General features: G+C 66.7%; 12 protein-coding genes and 1 tRNA gene. 12 read left to right on the forward strand and 1 reads right to left on the reverse strand.

Annotated elements, in window-relative coordinates; translation table 11 throughout:
• Positions 1-61: 61 nt before the first annotated feature.
• From ACFE7F_RS04100 to ACFE7F_RS04130, 7 genes are all read left to right on the forward strand, one after another.
• On the forward strand, positions 62-2224 hold the full coding sequence (locus tag ACFE7F_RS04100) for a BamA/TamA family outer membrane protein (protein ID WP_375402565.1): 2163 nt from the start codon (positions 62-64) through the stop codon (positions 2222-2224).
• Positions 2224-6447 carry a translocation/assembly module TamB domain-containing protein gene (locus ACFE7F_RS04105; protein WP_375402566.1) on the forward strand — a complete coding sequence of 1408 codons (4224 nt, stop codon included), beginning with the start codon at positions 2224-2226 and terminating at the stop codon, positions 6445-6447. Before ACFE7F_RS04100 ends, ACFE7F_RS04105 begins: the two co-directional genes overlap by 1 nt.
• Positions 6448-6503: 56 nt before the next feature.
• Complete coding sequence (locus tag ACFE7F_RS04110; protein WP_375402567.1) at positions 6504-7982, forward strand: flavin-containing monooxygenase; 1479 nt, start codon at positions 6504-6506, stop codon at positions 7980-7982.
• Positions 7982-9142, forward strand: a complete 1161-nt coding sequence (gene argE, locus ACFE7F_RS04115) for an acetylornithine deacetylase (RefSeq protein ID WP_375402568.1) — start codon at positions 7982-7984, stop codon at positions 9140-9142. The genes ACFE7F_RS04110 and argE overlap by 1 nt, the downstream gene beginning before the upstream one ends.
• Positions 9143-9534: 392 nt before the next feature.
• Positions 9535-10749, forward strand: a complete 1215-nt coding sequence (locus ACFE7F_RS04120; protein ID WP_375402569.1) for an EAL domain-containing protein — start codon at positions 9535-9537, stop codon at positions 10747-10749.
• Between the two features lie 26 nt (positions 10750-10775).
• Positions 10776-13175 carry an ATP-binding protein gene (locus ACFE7F_RS04125; protein ID WP_375402570.1) on the forward strand — a complete coding sequence of 800 codons (2400 nt, stop codon included), beginning with the start codon at positions 10776-10778 and terminating at the stop codon, positions 13173-13175.
• Positions 13176-13238: 63 nt separating this feature from the next.
• Positions 13239-13631, forward strand: coding sequence for a response regulator (locus ACFE7F_RS04130; RefSeq protein WP_375402571.1), 393 nt, complete (start codon positions 13239-13241; stop codon positions 13629-13631).
• Here the strand turns inward: ACFE7F_RS04130 and ACFE7F_RS04135 are convergent.
• Positions 13628-14473, reverse strand: coding sequence for a class I SAM-dependent methyltransferase (locus tag ACFE7F_RS04135; RefSeq protein WP_375402572.1), 846 nt, complete (start codon positions 14471-14473; stop codon positions 13628-13630). The two genes, ACFE7F_RS04130 and ACFE7F_RS04135, sit on opposite strands and share 4 nt — an antisense overlap.
• 44 nt (positions 14474-14517) lie before the next feature.
• Here ACFE7F_RS04135 and ACFE7F_RS04140 point away from each other — a divergent pair, with 44 nt between their 5' ends.
• The 5 genes from ACFE7F_RS04140 to ACFE7F_RS04160 all read left to right on the forward strand — a co-directional run bounded on the left by ACFE7F_RS04140 (position 14518) and on the right by ACFE7F_RS04160 (position 16899).
• Positions 14518-15240 carry a ComF family protein gene (locus tag ACFE7F_RS04140; protein ID WP_375402583.1) on the forward strand — a complete coding sequence of 241 codons (723 nt, stop codon included), beginning with the start codon at positions 14518-14520 and terminating at the stop codon, positions 15238-15240.
• Positions 15241-15286: 46 nt separating this feature from the next.
• A complete protein-coding gene (gene grxC / locus ACFE7F_RS04145; RefSeq protein ID WP_375402573.1) occupies positions 15287-15541 on the forward strand; it encodes a glutaredoxin 3 in 255 nt (84 codons plus the stop codon).
• A complete protein-coding gene (locus tag ACFE7F_RS04150) occupies positions 15541-16359 on the forward strand; it encodes a carbon-nitrogen hydrolase family protein (protein WP_375402574.1) in 819 nt (272 codons plus the stop codon). The genes grxC and ACFE7F_RS04150 overlap by 1 nt, the downstream gene beginning before the upstream one ends.
• On the forward strand, positions 16356-16784 hold the full coding sequence (locus ACFE7F_RS04155; protein ID WP_375402575.1) for a DUF1178 family protein: 429 nt from the start codon (positions 16356-16358) through the stop codon (positions 16782-16784). Before ACFE7F_RS04150 ends, ACFE7F_RS04155 begins: the two co-directional genes overlap by 4 nt.
• Before the next feature lie 38 nt (positions 16785-16822).
• Positions 16823-16899: transfer RNA gene (locus ACFE7F_RS04160), tRNA-Arg, on the forward strand.
• Positions 16900-17490 lie beyond the last annotated feature (591 nt).

The raw sequence follows: 17490 nt of genomic DNA on the forward strand, positions 1-17490 counted from the left end.
TGTTGCGGCACCGTGTCGCCGCCGATAACGACGACGGTATTGGGTTAGGGGCGTTGCGCGCGTGCGGTTGTCGGATCGGCGTCATCACTGGGTCGCCGTCGCGCTCGTCGCCGCCGCACCGGCGGCGGCGCAGCTGAACCGCCCCGGTACCGCGCCCGCGCAGGGGCCGGATGCGCCGCGCGCCGAGGTGAACCGCGCTGCCCCCCAAGCCGCCGAGGAACCGATCGTTCCCGAGGCCGAGTTCGACGCAGCGCTTCCGCCGCTGTCGGACGACCTGAACGCCCCGCTCGAGCCGATGCGCGACACCGCGCCCGCGCCGCTACCTCAAGCGGATACGACCCGAACCGGCCCGGCGGTCGGCGAGGCGATCGCACCGGTGGGGCCGGAAGATGCGCAGCTCGCCCAGCCGCTCGAGCCGCTCGGCACGTTCAACAGTACGCCGCTCCAGAGCGCGGTCGACGTCGCCGACGCGGACACGCCCGAGCTTCGCTACGACACTGTCGTCACCGGTCTCGATACGCTTCAGCTGACCGATGAATGGCGCGCGCTGTCGGCGCTTCGTGAAGGCGACGGGAAGGCGGGCAACGCCATCCAGGTCGCGGAGCGTGCGCGCGAGGACGAGCGGCTGGCAGTCAGGCTCATGAAGTCGCTCGGCTATTACGACGCGACCGCTTCCTCGACGGTCGAGCAGGACGCCGCGCGCAAGCGATTGCGCGCGACCGTCGCGGCCACTCCCGGTCGCCTATATACCCTGTCCTCCGTCGCGGTCCGCGCGGACGCCACCACGCCGCCCGATCTCGTCCGCCGCGAGTTGCCGCTCAGGGTCGGCGACGCGATCGAGGCCGCGCTCATCCAGGGAGCGGAGGCGAACGTGCTCCTGACGCTGCCGCAGCAGGGCTACCCCTTCGTCGAGGTCGGCGAGCGCGACATCCTGCTGGAGGACGCCGCCCCGACCGGCGCCTACACGCTCCCCATTGCGACTGGCCCGCGCTCCTCCTTCGGGCGGATCACGACGGCGGGCGATCCGGTGTTCGACCTGGCGCATCTGAACGTCTTTCCCCGGTTCAAGGCGGGCGAGCTGTACGACGCGCGGCGCGTCGACGATCTGCGCGACGCGCTGGTCGCGACCAGCCTGTTCGGCACGGTCGCGGTCGAGCCGCAGCGCACCGGTCGCGCGGGCCCCGACGGCACCGAGCAGGTCGACCTGCTCGTGCGTCAATCCAAGGGCCCGGCGCGCACGCTGGCGGGGGAGGGCGGCTTTTCGACGGGCCAGGGAGTCCGCGTCGAGGCGAGCTACACGCACCGCAACCTGTTCCCGCCCGAGGGCGCGCTGATCGCCAGCGCGGTCGCGGGCACGCAGGAGCAGGGGTTGGCCGCGACCTTCCGCCGGTCGAACGCCGGGCGGCGCGATCGCACCGTCTCGTTCACCGCGTCGGTCGCTCATTCGACCTACGACGCATTCGAGGCATATACGGGCACCTTGTCGGGCCGGATCAGCTACGACTCGACGCCGATCTGGCAGAAGCCGCTGACCTACGCCTACGGCTTCGAGCTGGTGGGCACGAACGAGCAGACATACGATTTCGACTTCGAGTATTTCCTCGGTCGCGGCGCGCGGCGGCGGCAGACCTACTTCATCGCCGCGCTGCCCGGCATGGCGCAGTTCGACCGGTCGGACGATCTGCTCAACCCGACACGCGGCTACCGTCTGAAGCTGAATGTCAGCCCGGAGACGTCGGTGCAGGGCGGCGTCAGCCCGTATGTCCGCACGATGGCGGAGGGGACCTATTACCAGCCGGTGAGCGACCGCCTTGTCATCGCCGGTCGTGTACGTACCGGGTCGATCCTTGGGGTCGACCGCAACGACCTTGCCCCGTCGCGCCGCTATTACGGCGGCGGCGGCGGATCGGTGCGTGGGTACGGATTCCAGCGGCTCGGACCGTTCGATCCGAATGGCGAGCCCGTGGGCGGCCGCTCGCTTACCGAGTTCGCGCTGGAGGCGCGGTATCGCTTCGGCGATTACGGGATCGTGCCGTTCATCGATGCGGGCAACAGCTACGAATCGATCCTGCCGCGCGTGTCGAATATGCGCTTCGGCGCGGGGATCGGCGGGCGGTTCTACACCAATTTCGGGCCGCTCCGGGTCGATGTCGCCACTCCGCTCAACCCGCGCCCGGGCGACGGCAAGATTGCGCTGTATATTTCGATCGGGCAGGCGTTCTGATGGAGGGCGAGGCGACGATCGACGCGCCCGACCGCGATGAGGTCGTGCCCGCCGAAACCCCGTTATGGCGGCGCATCCTCAAATGGCTCGTCGTCACCCTCCTCGTCCTGCTCGGGCTGATCGGGCTGGTGCTGCTCGGCATCAACACCGATCCGGGCCGCCGCTTCGTCGCCGACCAGATCGGCGAGTACGAGACGGAAACTGGGGTGAGGATCGCCGTCGGCCGCATCGACGGATCGATCTACGGCCGCATGATCCTGTCGGACGTCCGCGTAGCTGATCCCCGAGGGGTCTTCCTGACCTCGCCGCGGCTGGAGGTCGACTGGCGGCCCTTTGCGTTCGCCCGCAACCATATCGACGTGCGCGAGCTGAGCACCCCGCTCGTCACGCTCATGCGTCGTCCGCTGCTGCGTCCGGCCCTCGACCCGAACGCGCCGCTGCTGCCCGACCTCGATATCGACATCGACACCTTGCGTATCGGGCGCTTCGCGATCGACCGGTCGCTCACCGGTCGCCCGCATGCGCTGGCGCTGAACGGCGCGGTCCATATAGCCGACCGCCGCGCTCAGGTGACCGCGGACGCGCTTGCGATCCGCGGGCCGGGGATCGCGGGCGGCGACCGGCTGCGGCTACGGCTCGATGCGGTGCCAGACCGCGACCGGTTCGATCTCGATATCAAACTCCAGGCGCCCGTCGGCGGCGTGGTCGCGTCCATGGCGTCGCTCCGCGCGCCGCTCGCGGTCAGCGTCGACGGGCGCGGAACTTGGGCGACATGGCGGGGGCGGGCGGTCGCGACGCTTGGGCGAGGCGAGCTTGCGAACCTGAACGTTCGCGCGGACGCCGGACGTTTCCGCGTGGTCGGCCGGACGCGTCCCGGCCTCTATCTCGCCGGTCCGGTCGAACGACTGACCTCGCCATTTCTGAACATCGAAGCGGACGCAACCGTCGCCGAGCGTCGCGCCGACACGCGGATCAAGCTGCGCTCGGACGCGCTGGTCGTCGATGCGGGCGGGGTGATCGATCTGGCCGCGAGCCGGTTCGGGAACTTCGCGGTCGATGCGCGGCTGCTCACCCCCGGCGCGATCCTGCCCAATCTGGCGGGCCGCGACGTGAACGCGCGCGTCGTGCTCGACGGCGCGTTCAGGACGCCGACCGTCGATTACAAGCTGCGCGCGGCCGCGATCTCGTTTGGCGGCACCGGTGTCGAGCGGCTCTATGCCGAGGGGCTGGCGCGGGTGAACGCCGACCGCATTCTTGTTCCTGTTCGCGCGCGCGCCGCTCGGGTGACCGGGTTGAACGCGGCGGCGGGCGAGCTGCTGACGGGCGTTTCGGTGAACGGCGACCTCGCCATATCGGGCGCGAATATCCTGTCCGACAATTTGCGGATCCGCTCCGACCGGGTCGACGCGACCGCGATTGTCGTCGCGAATCTGACGACCGGCCGCTACACCGGCGCGCTGAAGGGCCGCGTCAACGACTACCGGATCGAGAGCATCGGTATCCTCGACGTGACCACCGACGCCCGGCTGGTGACCGCGCCAGGCGGGGGGTTCGGGATCACCGGCCGCGTCGTCGCGCGTACCTCGCGTGTCTTCAACGAGGGAGCGCGGACTTTTCTGGGTGGGCAGGCGGTCGTCCGCGCCGATGTGGATTATGGGCCGACGGGACTGATCCGTTTTTCGGGCGTGCGGCTGAATGCGCCGCAGTTCCGCATCACGCGCGGATCGGGATCGTACGCCCTATCGGGCGCGATCGTGTTCGAGGCGGACGGCGTGTCCAATCAATACGGTCCCGTCGCCGCGCGCGTCACCGGTAGCGCGCTCAACCCCGCAATCGTTATTCGCGCCGCGCGGCCCGGGCTCGGCGTCGGGCTCGCGGGCGTGCAGGCGCGGATCGTCGGCCGGGGCGGAGCCTACGCCGTCACCGCGAGCGGCGGCACGACCTATGGCCCTTTCACCGCCGATCTGCTGGTGCGGCCGGGTGCGCAGCTCGCGATCGATGTCCACCGCGTCGTGTTCGCCGGGATCGGCTTCACCGGTCGTGTCGTCCAGACCGCCGCCGGGCCGTTGGCGGGCGCGCTGCGCTTTGCCGGGTCGGGGCTGACCGGCGAACTCCAGCTTGCGAACCAGGGCGGCTATCAGCGTGCGGCGTTCAACGCGCGCGGGTCCAATGCGCAGATACCGGGCCAGGTGGATTTCACGATCGGTCGCCTGATCGCGAACGGGACCGTCATTCTGTATCCGGCCGCGCCAGAGGTGATCGCCGACGTCCAGCTCGCAGATGTGCGTTACAATAGCTTCGTGCTCCAGGCCGGCCGGGCGCGCGTGAACTATCGCGGCGGGCGCGGGACCGCGCAGGCGCTGTTTACCGGATCGACCGGCGTGCCGTTCCGCGTTGCCGCCAACGCTCGGTTGTCGCCGAACGACTACCTCGTCGCGCTGCAGGGGCAGGCAAACAACATCCCGTTCCGCACCGTGAACCCGGCGCGGATCACCGCCGCGGATGGGCGGTACCGGCTCGCCCAGACGCGGTTGACCTTCGGCCAGGGCTCGGCGCGGGTCGCGGGCAGCTACGGCGCGGGGCTGTCGGTACAGACGCGACTCGACCGGCTCGACCTTGCCACGTTCAACGCGTTCGGAAATCTGGGACTGGGCGGACAGGCCACGGGCAGCCTCGACTTCGCGCAAGCCGGCGGTGCGACGTTCCCGACCGCCGACGCGCGGATCACGGTGCGGAACTTCACGCGATCGAGCATCGCGGTCGTGTCGAGCCCGGTCGATATCGTCTTCGCCGGCCGGCTGGTGCCGACGGGCGGGCAGGCGCGCGCGCTGGTGCGGCGCGGGAACACCGTCATCGGCCGCATGCTCGCCGACCTGACCCCGTTGCCGCCGGGTGCCGGATCGTGGACGACGCGCCTGCTCGCGGCACCTTTGTCCGGCGGCATTCGCTATAATGGTCCGTCGGCGGTGCTGTTCAGCCTTGCGGGACTGCGGGGCCAGCAGCTGTCCGGACCCGTCGCGGTCGCGGCCGACTTTTCGGGTCAGGTGCGCACGCCGCGGCTGAACGGCCTCGTCCGCGCGGACAATTTGACCTATCTGAACGAGACCTACGGCACTCAGCTGACGCAGATGCGGATCGCCGGGCGCTTCAACAACGACCGGCTCGATCTGACGCAGGTGAACGCGCGTGCCGGTCGCGGCACCGTGCAGGCGCAGGGATCGATCGGGCTCGCGGCGGCGGAGGGCTTTCCGCTCGACATCCGCGCGGTGCTCGACCGGGCGCAACTGGCGCGCAGCGATGCGCTGAGCGCGACGACGACGGGCACTTTGCGGATCACCAGCGGCCTGCAGGGCGGACTGATACAGGGCGAGCTGCGCGTGCCCGAGGCGCGGTATCAGATCATCCGCCAGGGCCAAGCCGAAGTGCCCGAACTGACGGGCGTACGCCGCCGCAGCGACATTCGCGTCGCGCGGTCGACCGACCGGCCCACGCCGCCGCCGATGGGGCTGTTCCGGCTGGACCTTCGCTTGCGGGCCAACAACGAGCTGTTCGTGTCGGGCATGGGCCTCGAATCCGAATGGGCGATGGACCTGCGCGTCGCCGGAACGAACCTGGCACCGGTCGTCACGGGCGGGCTGAACCTGATCAAGGGCGAGTACAGCTTCGCCGGCAAGCGGTTCGAGGTCACGCGCGGCGCGATTGATTTTCGCGGAGGGGCGCTGATCGATCCGGTGATCGATATCACCGCGAGCACGACGACGAACGGCATCACCGCGAACATCGTCATCACCGGGACGGGGCAGCGGCCGCAGATCGCCTTCACCTCGACTCCCGTCCTGCCGCAGGACGAGGTGCTCAGCCGGCTGCTGTTCGGGTCGAGCCCCGCCAACCTGTCGGCGACCGAGGCGATCCAGCTCGCCGCCGCGCTCAACTTGTTGCGCGGGTCGGGCGCGGGCGGGCTGAATCCGCTGGGCAAGCTACGGTCGGCGACTGGGTTCGACCGGCTGCGCATCCTCGGGTCGGATCAGGCGACGGGCCGGGGCACCGCGCTGGCGGCGGGCAAGTACATCACCGACGACATCTATATCGAGGTGGTGACCGACGCGCGCGGCTTCACTGCCACCCAACTGGAGGTCGCGCTGACGCGGGCGCTCAGCGTCCTGTCCTCGACCGGGTCGTTCGGCGGGTCGAACGTATCGCTTCGTTATTCCAAAGACTATTGAGGCGTTCGGGGGTAGGTTCCGGATCGAAACCGACCGTCGTGTCGGGGGAGAGCGGCATGACCGAGCATTTCGACATGGTGATCGTGGGCGCGGGGATCTCCGGCGTCGGCATGGCGTACCATTTGCGCAAACGCTGCCCGGAGCGGAGCTATGTCGTGCTGGAGGGGCGGGAGCGGGCCGGCGGTACGTGGGACCTATTCCGCTATCCGGGCATCCGGTCCGATTCGGACATGCACACGCTCGGCTTCTCGTTCCAACCCTGGGGGGAGGCCAAGGCGATCGCGGACGGGCCCAGCATCCGTGCCTACGTCGAGGAGACCGCGCGCGAGCATGGCATCGTCGACCATATCCGCTTCCGCACCCGCGTGACGCGCGCTTCCTGGTCCACCGTCGACGCGCGCTGGGCGGTGAAGGCGACGGGGCCGGACGGCAAGGCGGTCGTTTACACCTGCAACTTCCTGTCGATGTGCTCGGGCTATTACAATTACGCCCGGGGCTACACGCCTGACTTCCCCGGCGTCGGCGAGTTCGAGGGGCAGGTCGTCCATCCGCAGGCCTGGCCGGAGGACCTCGATTTTGCGGGCAAGCGCGTGGTCGTGATCGGCAGCGGCGCGACGGCGGTGACGCTCGTCCCCGAACTCGCCAAGCAGGCGGCGCACGTCGTCATGCTCCAGCGGTCGCCGACCTACGTGGTGTCGCGGCCCGCCGAGGATAAGGTCGCCAACTGGCTCCGCCGGAATTTGCCGCACAAGGTCGCTTATGACGCGACGCGGTGGAAGAACGTGTTGTTCGGGATGTATTTCTTCCGGATGGCGCGGCACAAGCCGGCGAAGATCAAGGACTATCTGCTCGGCATGGTGCGCGAGCATCTGGGGCCGGACTACGACGTCGCGACGCATTTTACACCACGTTACAATCCCTGGGACCAACGCCTCTGCCTTGTGCCCGACGCCGACCTGTTCGGCGCGATTAAGGACGGGCGCGCATCGGTCGCGACCGATACGATCGAGCGTTTCACGACGGGCGGCATCCGACTCGATTCGGGGAAGGAGCTTGAGGCCGACATCGTCGTCACGGCGACGGGGCTGGAACTGCAGCTGCTGAGCGGGGTCGAGTTCCGCATCAACGGCGAGGTCAAGAACCTGGCGGATACGCTCAATTACAAGGGCATGATGTTTTCCGACGTGCCCAATCTGGCGTATTTCTTCGGCTACACCAATGCGTCCTGGACGCTGAAGGCGGATTTGACCGCGATTTATGTGTGCCGGTTGCTGAACACCATGCGAAAGCGCGGGCTGCGGCAGGCGACGCCGCGCAACGACGATCCGAGCGTGACGGAGCACCCCTTCCTCGACTTCACCTCGGGCTACGTCCAGCGCGCGCTGGAACATCTGCCCAAACAGGGAAGCCGGAAGCCCTGGCGCGTGAACCAGAATTACGCGCTCGACATCATGGCGTTGAAGTTCGGGTCGGTGGACGAGGCGATGGAGTTCTCCCGTCCCACGACTCGGGTCCGGGAGCGTGAGGCGGCCTGATGGTCGATGCGGCTGACGCCACCGCGATCCTGGCGGAGCTGGTCGCGTTCGACACGACCTCACGCGAGTCGAATCTCGAATTCATCGAATATGTCGAGGAGCGGCTGGCGCGGGTCGGGGCGTCGTCGACGCGAGTCGCTAGCGCGGACGGGCGCAAGGCGAACCTGTTTGCGACATTGGGGCCGATGGTCGCGGGCGGTGTGGTATTGTCCGGGCATACGGACGTGGTGCCGGTCGACGGGCAGCCCTGGACAACCGATCCCTGGACGCTGACTCGGCGCGGCGACCGGCTGTACGCACGCGGCGCGTGCGACATGAAGGGTTTCCTGGCGCTGGCGCTTGCGGCCGTGCCGGAGGCGATGTCGGGGCGACTCGCGCGGCCGGTCCACCTCGCCTTCTCCTATGACGAGGAGGTGGGATGCCTCGGCGCGCCCGCGATGATCGCCGAGCTCGCGCGGCATCTCCCGCCGCCGTCCGCCGTCATCGTGGGAGAGCCGACAGGCATGGAGGTGGTTGGCGGGCATAAGGGGATCACCAGCTACGAAATCGTCGTGCGCGGGCACGAGGCGCATTCGTCGCTGCCCCATTTGGGCGTATCGGCGAATATGGAAGCCGTCGGGCTGATGCGCGAGCTGACCGATCTCGCGATGCGGCTCGAGGAAGAGGGCGATCCCGAGTCGCCGTTCCATCCACCGCATGCGACCCTGACGATCGGGCAGATCGCGGGCGGGACGGCGGTCAACATCCTGGCGCGCGAATGCCGATTCGTTTTCGATCTGCGTTGCCCGCCGGGTCAGGATCCGAACGCGATCATCGCGCCATTCCTGGCGCGATGCGCGGCGGTGGACCGATCCTTGCGCGCGCGGTTTTCGGAGGCGGGTGTGATTGCGACGCGACGGTCTTCGACGCCGTCCTTCGCGGCGGAGGCGGACGGGCCGGCCGAGCGGCTCGCGCGGCGATTGGCAGGGGATAACGGGCCGCGGCGAGCGGTCGCCTATGCTGCGGAGGCGGGACAATTCCAGCAAGCGGGGTTCGCGGCGGTGATCTGCGGCCCGGGCTCGATCGAGCAAGCGCATCAGCCTGACGAGTATATCGACACCGCGCAGATGGAGCGAGGCGCGGCGTTCATGCGCCGCATGCTGGACGCGCTGACCGGCTAAGAGGGAAGTCTGCTATTTTCGGCCCGAAGCCTGCTTCGGTGATGGTCTACAACATAACACCGAGCAACGTTCGGGCCGAAGGTAACCGATTACCAGGGACGAATCTGCTCGCCCCAAATCAGCGCCAAAATCAACGCCAGCATGTTTCTTCTCCCTCGTCTGCACCTACGTTGAGTGCGTAATCTGCTTAACAAAGTCCTAACGATGTTACAACTACAGTCGTATGACGTTAACTACAACATGATGCCGGTCAGTTAAGGGTATTTTCGCATTCCCAACTTAGATCAGCGGGAATGAGCAGTCCCGCGTTTCCCCAGGTCCGGCGAGATGTCGATCGAGCCGTTCAACCGACCGGATACATCGGCCTTCCACGGTGGCGAACGCTTGTGCAGGTGCGTATCGCTAACTTCTCGCTGCTTCGCCGCCATATCGGACGGGCGCGGGCGGATCAGCTTACGGAGGATTTGGCACCGACCATCCGCGCGCTGGTACCGGATGCCCGCGTCGCCACGACCGCGCGCGACCTCCTGGAGATCGCGTTCGAGACAGATGCGCACGGCCTGATCGACGAGACGTTGGCGCTGCTGGTTGCACGTTTCGCCTCGCCGATCGAAATCGACGGCGAACCATACGACCTGGATATGCTGTTCGGCGCAGCGGTTGCGGATGGCTCGCCCGTGGACGACGTTCGCATGGCCGAGCAGGCGGAGCAGGCGCTGGGCCAAGCGGACGGTACACGGCGCGTGGTCGTTCGCCAGGTCGACGACGCTGCCAACGCGGTCGACCGGATCGCGCTGGCGCGCGATCTCGACCGTGCAATCCTGCATGACGAGCTATTCCTGCAATATCAGCCGAAGATGCATGTGCGACGACAGGAAATCGTCAGCATCGAGGCATTGGTGCGCTGGCGGCACCCGATGCGGGGCCTTGTCATGCCCGGCGAGTTCATCCCGATCGCCGAAGAAACGCAGGCGATAACCGCGCTGACGCTTTGGACGATCCGGCAGGCGTTGGCCGATCAGGCAGTGCTGGCGCGCGAGGGACATGATCTACGCGTCTTTATTAACATCTCGGGCTTCGTGCTGAGCGACGCGCGCTTCGTCGCGGACGCCTGCGCCTTGCTGACGGATAAAGCTGGCCGGATCGGCTTCGAAGTGACCGAAACGTCGGTAATTCGCGATCCAGAAATCGCGATTGCCAATCTTGGAAGCTTTGCGGCGATCGGCGTGAAGATTTCGATCGACGATTACGGCGCGGGCCTGTCTTCGCTAGCCTACCTCAAACGGCTACCCGCTCGCGAGTTGAAGATCGACAAGTTATTCGTAACACATCTCAGCAATTCCAATCGCGATCCGTTGATCGTCCGTTCAACTATCGATCTTGCTCACGCACTGGAAATGGAGGTTGTTGCCGAGGGCGTCGAGACGCAGGCCGCCCTTGCGCTCTTGTCCGTTATGGGATGCGATATGATCCAGGGTTATCTTATCTGTCATCCGGCTAGTTTGAACGCGTTGATTGCGTTCCTAAACGACGGACGACATAAGCAGGCTATTGAGGACAGCCGTGCTAGCTTCAACCGATTGGTAGCGAAGTGGAAGCACGGTTGATATCTGAAATGCTACGTGGAGTCTCCTTGTATGGTGGACTGTTGTTTGTGAGCGTCTCACCCGCGTTTGCTCAATTATCGGAAAAGTCGCCAACTAAGCAGTATCAAGTAGCGGTGGCTGAGGCTGGGGAAGCGCTTATGGGCGCACCTAGAGTTGCATTGACAAAGGCGACAAACGCTGAAAGATCAGCGCGGCTTATAGTTTCTGTTGAGCAAAGGCGGGAAGCTGTTGCAAACTCGCTATTACTCCAGAGTGAGTCACTTTTACGGTTAGGTCAGGCGCAAAAAGCGCGGATTGTTGTTAATCGTGCCTATGAACAGGTAGCTCTATTCCAAAATAAGTCAAAAGTCGTAGCTGATATTCTTCTTTCTCGAGGAGGTATCAATTCGGAGCTTTTTAGGATCAACAATGCCCTTGATGATTATCAAAAATCGATCACAATATACCAGAAATTGAACGAAAGAAGAAGTGAGGCTATCGGCTTAGTGTGTATCGCGATATTATATGCAAACGCGAGAGATCATGAAACAGCTTTACGGTATCTTGATCAAGCGGCAGAAGCGGCTGATATAGACTTAAAGTTATCAATGTCAGTGTACAACAACCGTGGAACGAATTTAGCTGCTCTCGGCAGAAACAGAGAAGCGACGAGGCAATTTATTAAAGCGCTTGATTTAGCGAAATTAATTAAAACTCCGAGCCTCGAGTCTCAAATTCTTCGTAACATCGTCAGGGCGCGTCTGGCTGACAACGATCTTAACGGCTCCGCGCGAACTGCGCGCGAAGCCATGGCCGCCGCCGTGCGCGCCGGTGGGCAGGAGGAGCCTGCTATGCTCAGCGCCGCCGCTCAGCTCGCCTTTCAGCGTGGTCGATTGAACGAAGCGCGCGTGCTGATCGAGCGCAGCTTCGCGGGTGTCGACCTCACCAAATCTTCCATGACGATGCGCGAGGGGCATTTGACCGCTTACCGCGTTCATCGCGCGGTCGGGAACATCGACGCCGCGCTCGGCCATCTCGAGGCGTTGAAGCGGCTCGATGACGAGTCGACGAAGCTCGCGACGCAGACCAGCACCGCGCTGATGGGCGCACGGTTCGATTTCGCCAATCAGGAACTGCGCATCGCGCGCCTGAAGGCGGAGGAGCTTCGGCGCAGCGTCCTGTTCGAGCAGGATAAGGCGCGGACAGAACGGATGATTTTCGCCGGCGCGGGCGTCGCGGCGTTGATCGTGCTCGGGCTGCTGTTGGTCGGGCTGATCACCATACGCCGCAGCCGCGATGCGGTGTGGGCCGCTAACGACGATCTGGGCGTGACCAACGAGGCCCTCGGCAAGGCGCTGGCGGCCAAAACCGAGTTCCTGGCGACAACGAGTCATGAGATCAGGACGCCATTGAACGGGATCCTGGGCATGACGGAGGTTATGTTGACCGACCGCGCCTTGCCCGAGGCCGCGCGTGACCGGCTGCAACTGGTCCACCGGGCGGGCGAGACGATGCGCGCATTGGTCGACGACATACTCGACGTCGCCAAGATCGGCACCGGCCGGATGGTGATCGAGTCGGACCCGTTCGACTTCGCCGCGGTCCTTCGCGACGCGGCCTCGCTGTGGGAGGATCAGGTGCGCGCTAAGGGCGTGGCGTTCGAGGTCCTGATCGACCTGCCGCCGCAGCGGGTGATGGGCGACGCCGCCAGGGTGCGGCAAGTGGTCTTCAACCTCCTATCCAACGCCGTGAAGTTCACCGACACCGGCGCGATCTCGCTTCGTGCCGTGCGCGACGGCGATGTGGTCGTGGTTGCGGTCAGCGACACGGGCGTCGGTGTGGCGTCGGAAAAGTTGGAGGTCATCTTCGGGTCGTTCGCGCAGGCGGACGCCAGCACCACCCGGCGGTTCGGCGGAACGGGATTGGGGTTGTCGATCAGCCGGGACCTGGCGCGCGCGATGGGCGGCGACCTGATGGTGACGAGCGACGTGGGCCGGGGATCGACCTTCACCCTTCACTTGCCTGTCGTGGACCATGTCGAGCAACGCATCGCGTCCGAAGCGCAAGACGGGAGCGACGTGCTGGTCATCGTCGACCGCAACCCGATCAAGCAGGCGATGCTGCGCAGCCTCCTCGAGCCGCATGTCGCGCGGATCGTGCTCGCCGGCTCGCTGGAAGAGGCCGTCGCAGCGATCGATGCTCACGCGCCGCGCGCCGTGCTGATCGACGACGGCGCGCTGATGGGCGAGATCGACCGGCTCGAGGCGGCCGCTCGCAAGTGCGGAGCGGCGGTGATGGTGCTGCGGACGTCAGATGCCGCATGCCGAATACCCTCGTCCTTCCAGGCGATCGAGAAGCCAGTGGCTGCAACCAAGCTGATCGCCGCGCTCTTGCCCGCGTTCGATGCCGAAGATCATGGACGCTCGCTTGTATCTCAAGCGGCTTGAGCCGATAATGCGTTTGATGATCAGGTTGGCACAATTTGATAACCTAAGTCGCGGAGGCGATCGGTGAAGGTCCTCTTTATAGAGGATGATCGCATGAATCGGCGCGTCGTCAAGGACATGCTCGGCGTTGCCGGCGCCGAGATGATCGAAGCGGAAAGCGCGGAAGAAGGGCTCCTGCTACTCGACGATCAGCAGTTCGATATCTTGCTCGTCGACCTGCGGATGCCGGGAATGGACGGCATGACCGCCATCGGCCACATCCGGGGACGCAGCGATGCGAACGCGCACGCGCCCATCCTCGTGGTGACCGCCGATACGGCGTCGGACCTCCGCGCACGCTGCCTGGAGGCGGGCGCGGACGAGGTCTTGTTCAAGCCGGTGGCCATGGAGCCGTTGTTCAATGCGATGGGGCGCGTCCTGGCCGCCCGTGCGGGCGAGGCCGGGTTGATCGGCTAGGCGGCACCGGGAAAGCGCCCGAGCGCGTCGGCGAGCGAGATGCGTCCGCTGCCCCGTGCGGCGGGTTTGGGCTGATCGGGCGAAGGCGACCAGGCGGTCACGAAGATAAGGTCGAACCGTTCGGTCGTGCGGCCATCGGGGTCGGCGGCCGCGCTGAACGCGTCCGCCGCGCGCGCCAGTTCGCCGCGCGTCAGCGGGGTTCGGCCGGTCAGCAGGTTGGATGCACCCATGCCGCGCATGTCGGCGAGTAGACCGTCGATCGAGGCGTAACGGACGCTCAGCGTTTCGACATCCGCGACCGGGAGCGTAAGTCCGGCGCGCCCCAGTAGATCGCCCGCGGAAACTAGATCGATCGCCGGATGAAGCCGGGCCGTCGGACGGTCAATCTGCGCCGAGCGGAGGGCGGCGCGTAGCTTGGGCAGGCTGGTCCCGCCAACGAATGCTCCAAGAAACAGGCCGTCGGGACGCAGCACGCGCTGGATCAGCGTGAGCGCGCCCGGCAGATCGTTGACTTGGTCGAGAACACCCGCGCTGACGACGAGGTCGAACGCGCCGTCGGCGAAGGGCAGGCGGTCCTCGTCCGCCTGGACCCCGCCGGCCGCGCGAGCGAAGAGCGACCCGGCGTCGCAGCGGGCGATCCTGGCACCGGTCGGCGAGGCGAAGGTCGCGTCGAAACAGCCGAGATCGAGGATGTCGGTGAAGCGCCGCGACACGCTGTCCAGCCGTTCGGCCAGTCCCTCGACCATCGCCTCGCGCAGGAACGCATGTTCCGCGTAGCGCGGGACGATGCGATCACGGCGGCGTCGGCGTGCGGCGCGGTCGAAGATCTCGGGAGAGGTCACCGCGCCCGCTTGTGCCCTTGGCGTACTCGGTCGACAAGGGGCGTATGGCGGTGCTGATCCGATCGCTGAACGCCTTGGGCCGGCTCGCGCTGCCGCCGCGCTGCGCGGGATGCGGGACTATCGTGGGCGAGGATCACCGTTTCTGCGGGGCGTGCTGGAGCGGGATGCGGTTCCTGGGCCCGCCCTGGTGCGCGGGCTGCCGCGTCCCGTTCGAATACGATCGGGGCGAGGACGCGCGGTGCGCCGCGTGCCTTGCCGATCCGCCGCGGCATGCGGGCGTGTTCGCGGCGGTCGCCTATGATGAGCTCTCGCGTCGGCTGGCGCTGAACCTGAAATACGGGCGACGGGTCGGGCTCGGCGAGACGATGGCGCGGTACATGGCCCGGATCATACCGGGGGGAGTAGATCTGCTCGTACCGGTGCCGCTCCACCGGTGGCGGTTGTGGTCGCGCGGTTTCAACCAAGCGGTCGTGATCGGGGCGGCGGTGTCGCGGGCGACGGAGGTGCCGCTCGACCGGGAGGCGCTGGTGCGCACGCGCGCGACGCCGTCGCTAAAGGGGCAGGGGCGAACGGCCCGGGCCAGGGCGGTGCGCGGGGCGTTCGCGGTTCCCGACCGCGAGCGGATCGCCGGACGGCGGATCGCGCTGATCGACGACATCTACACGACCGGCGCGACGGCGCAGGCCGCGACCGCGGCGTTGCTGCGGGCGGGAGCCGCATCGGCCGCGGTCCTTTGCTGGGCGCGCGTGCTTGGCGACGACGACTGAGGAGGCGCGATTGACAAGCGTAGAAGAAGCTCCACAAATCAACCGCATGGCTCAAGTCGAAATCTATACCAAGGCGTTCTGCCCCTATTGCACGCGCGCGATGCGGCTGCTCGCGTCCAAGGGAGTCGAGCCCGAGGAACACGACATCACCATGGGCGGTCCGCGCCGCGCCGAGATGATCGAACGGGCGGGCGGGGGTACGACGGTGCCGCAGATCTTCATCGACGGGCGCCATGTCGGCGGATCGGACGATCTTGCGGCGCTCGAGCGCAAGGGCGGGCTCGACCCCCTGCTCGCCTGATGCGGCTGGCGCTGCTGCAGATGACGAGCGGGATCGATCCCGCCGCCAACGCGCGCGTGCTGGCCGAGGCGGTCGCGGAGGCGAGGTCGTCGGGCGCGGTCATGATCTTCACGCCCGAGATGTCGGGGCTGATCGACCGCGAGCGTGCGGCGCGCGCGATCGCTTCGGAGGCGGACGACACCGTGTTGGCGGCTGTGCGCAAGGCCGCCGCCGCGCACGGCGTTTGGGTGCATTTGGGCTCGCAGCCGATCAGGCGGGAGGACGGGCGGCTCGCTAATCGCGGGTTCGTGATCGACGATGGAGGTCGGGTTTGCGCACGGTACGACAAGCTCCATCTGTTCGACATCGACCTGGCGACCGGCGAGCGTTGGCGCGAGTCGGCGGCCTATGCGGCGGGTGAGGAGGCGGTCGCGGTCTGGACGCCGGCGGGCATGCTGGGATTGTCGATCTGTTACGATCTGCGGTTCCCTGCATTGTACCAGGCGTTGAGCGGCGCGGGAGCGACGCTGCTCGCGGTGCCGTCCGCCTTCACCCGGCCGACGGGCGCGGCGCATTGGCACCTCTTACTCCGAGCGCGGGCGGTCGAGTGCGCCGCCTTCGTGATCGCCGCCGCGCAGACGGGCCTGCATGAGGATGGGCGCGAGACGTTTGGACACTCGCTGGTGGTGGATCCCTGGGGCGAGGTGCTGCTCGACATGGGGGAGGCGCCGGGAGTGGCGATGTTCGACACCGACCTGGACCGGATCGCGCAGGTCCGCGGTCGGTTGCCGGTGATCGAGCATCGGCGCGCCATTCCTACGGTTCGGACCGCGTCGTGATCGTGTTCGACCTGCGGTGCGCGGGTGGCCATGTGTTCGAGGCGTGGTTCGCGTCCGGCGACTCCTTTGCTGTTCAGGCGCGGGAGGGACAGGTTCGTTGCCCGCTGTGCGACAGTGCCGAGGTGACCAAGGCGGCGATGGCACCGAACGTCGGCGCGAAGGGTAATCGCGCCAACGGTTCGACCGGGACCGGCCCCAAGGAGATGCTGCGGGCGCTTGCTGTCGCGCAGGCCAAGATGCTCGAAAAGTCGGAGTGGGTCGGGCGGTCCTTCGCGAACCGAGCCCGTGCCATGCATGCGGGGGAGGAGAGCCACGCGACGATCCATGGGCAAGCGACGGTCGCCGAAGCGAAGGCCCTGGCCGATGACGGAGTGCCCGTCGCACCCTTGCCGCTGCCGCTGCCACCACCCGAGACGCTCAACTGATTGACCAGTGGGCTCGAGATATTTACAGCTCGCCGAGAGCCCCCGTAGCTCAGCCGGATAGAGCGACGGTTTCCTAAACCGCAGGTCGGAGGTTCGAGTCCTCTCGGGGGCACCACCTCCGGTCAAAACTGGGCACCGCCGGCGTGCCTGGCCTGTTTCTGTGGATGAGAGCCGCTTCCAGTGCGGCGCAGTGACCAGAGATCGCGATTTCAGCATGAGAGACCGTGACGTCGGACACGAACAGCCGCACATAGCTCTTGCGCAGCGCGGCGTCGCCACTGGTGATCTCCCGCTTCAGCATGTGCCCGAACCGTTCCACGCTGGCTTCATCAATGCGGCGCTTGCCGGCCGCGAGCTGGCCCGACAGGCTCCGCTCGCTCTCTTCCAGTCGGGCGATGACGCTGCGGCGCTCGGCCACCTGCTTGGCGAAAATCGGGTCGCGGGCGCTGGCCAGCCCTTCCTCGACCAACTCGAACAGCCGCCGTAGCCGCGTCTCGGCAGCATCTCGCTCGTGTCGCACGCGATCAAGGTCGACCTGACGGCGCGTGTTAGCCTCGTCCGAGCGCTCGAGGACCTCGGCCAGCAGTAGCTTCAGCCGCTCGGGCTCGATCACGCGGTCAAGGAGCGCGCCGAGCACGACATGGTCGAGCTCCTCCTGGCGGATCGGCTTGCCGTCGCACCGAGCGGCACCGGCAGTCGCCTGTGA

This window comes from uncultured Sphingomonas sp. (assembly GCF_964235535.1).
Classification (GTDB): Bacteria; Pseudomonadota; Alphaproteobacteria; order Sphingomonadales; family Sphingomonadaceae; genus Sphingomonas.

What these genes read in the sequence shown, in the direction of transcription:
- ACFE7F_RS04105 (WP_375402566.1), top strand. Translation starts at nt 2,224, where the DNA reads ATGGAGGGCGAGGCGACGATCGACGCGCCCGACCGCGATGAGGTCGTG.
- ACFE7F_RS04110 (WP_375402567.1), top strand. Translation starts at nt 6,504, where the DNA reads ATGACCGAGCATTTCGACATGGTGATCGTGGGCGCGGGGATCTCCGGC.
- argE (WP_375402568.1), top strand. Translation starts at nt 7,982, where the DNA reads ATGGTCGATGCGGCTGACGCCACCGCGATCCTGGCGGAGCTGGTCGCG.
- ACFE7F_RS04140 (WP_375402583.1), top strand. Translation starts at nt 14,518, where the DNA reads ATGGCGGTGCTGATCCGATCGCTGAACGCCTTGGGCCGGCTCGCGCTG.
- grxC (WP_375402573.1), top strand. Translation starts at nt 15,287, where the DNA reads ATGGCTCAAGTCGAAATCTATACCAAGGCGTTCTGCCCCTATTGCACG.
- ACFE7F_RS04150 (WP_375402574.1), top strand. Translation starts at nt 15,541, where the DNA reads ATGCGGCTGGCGCTGCTGCAGATGACGAGCGGGATCGATCCCGCCGCC.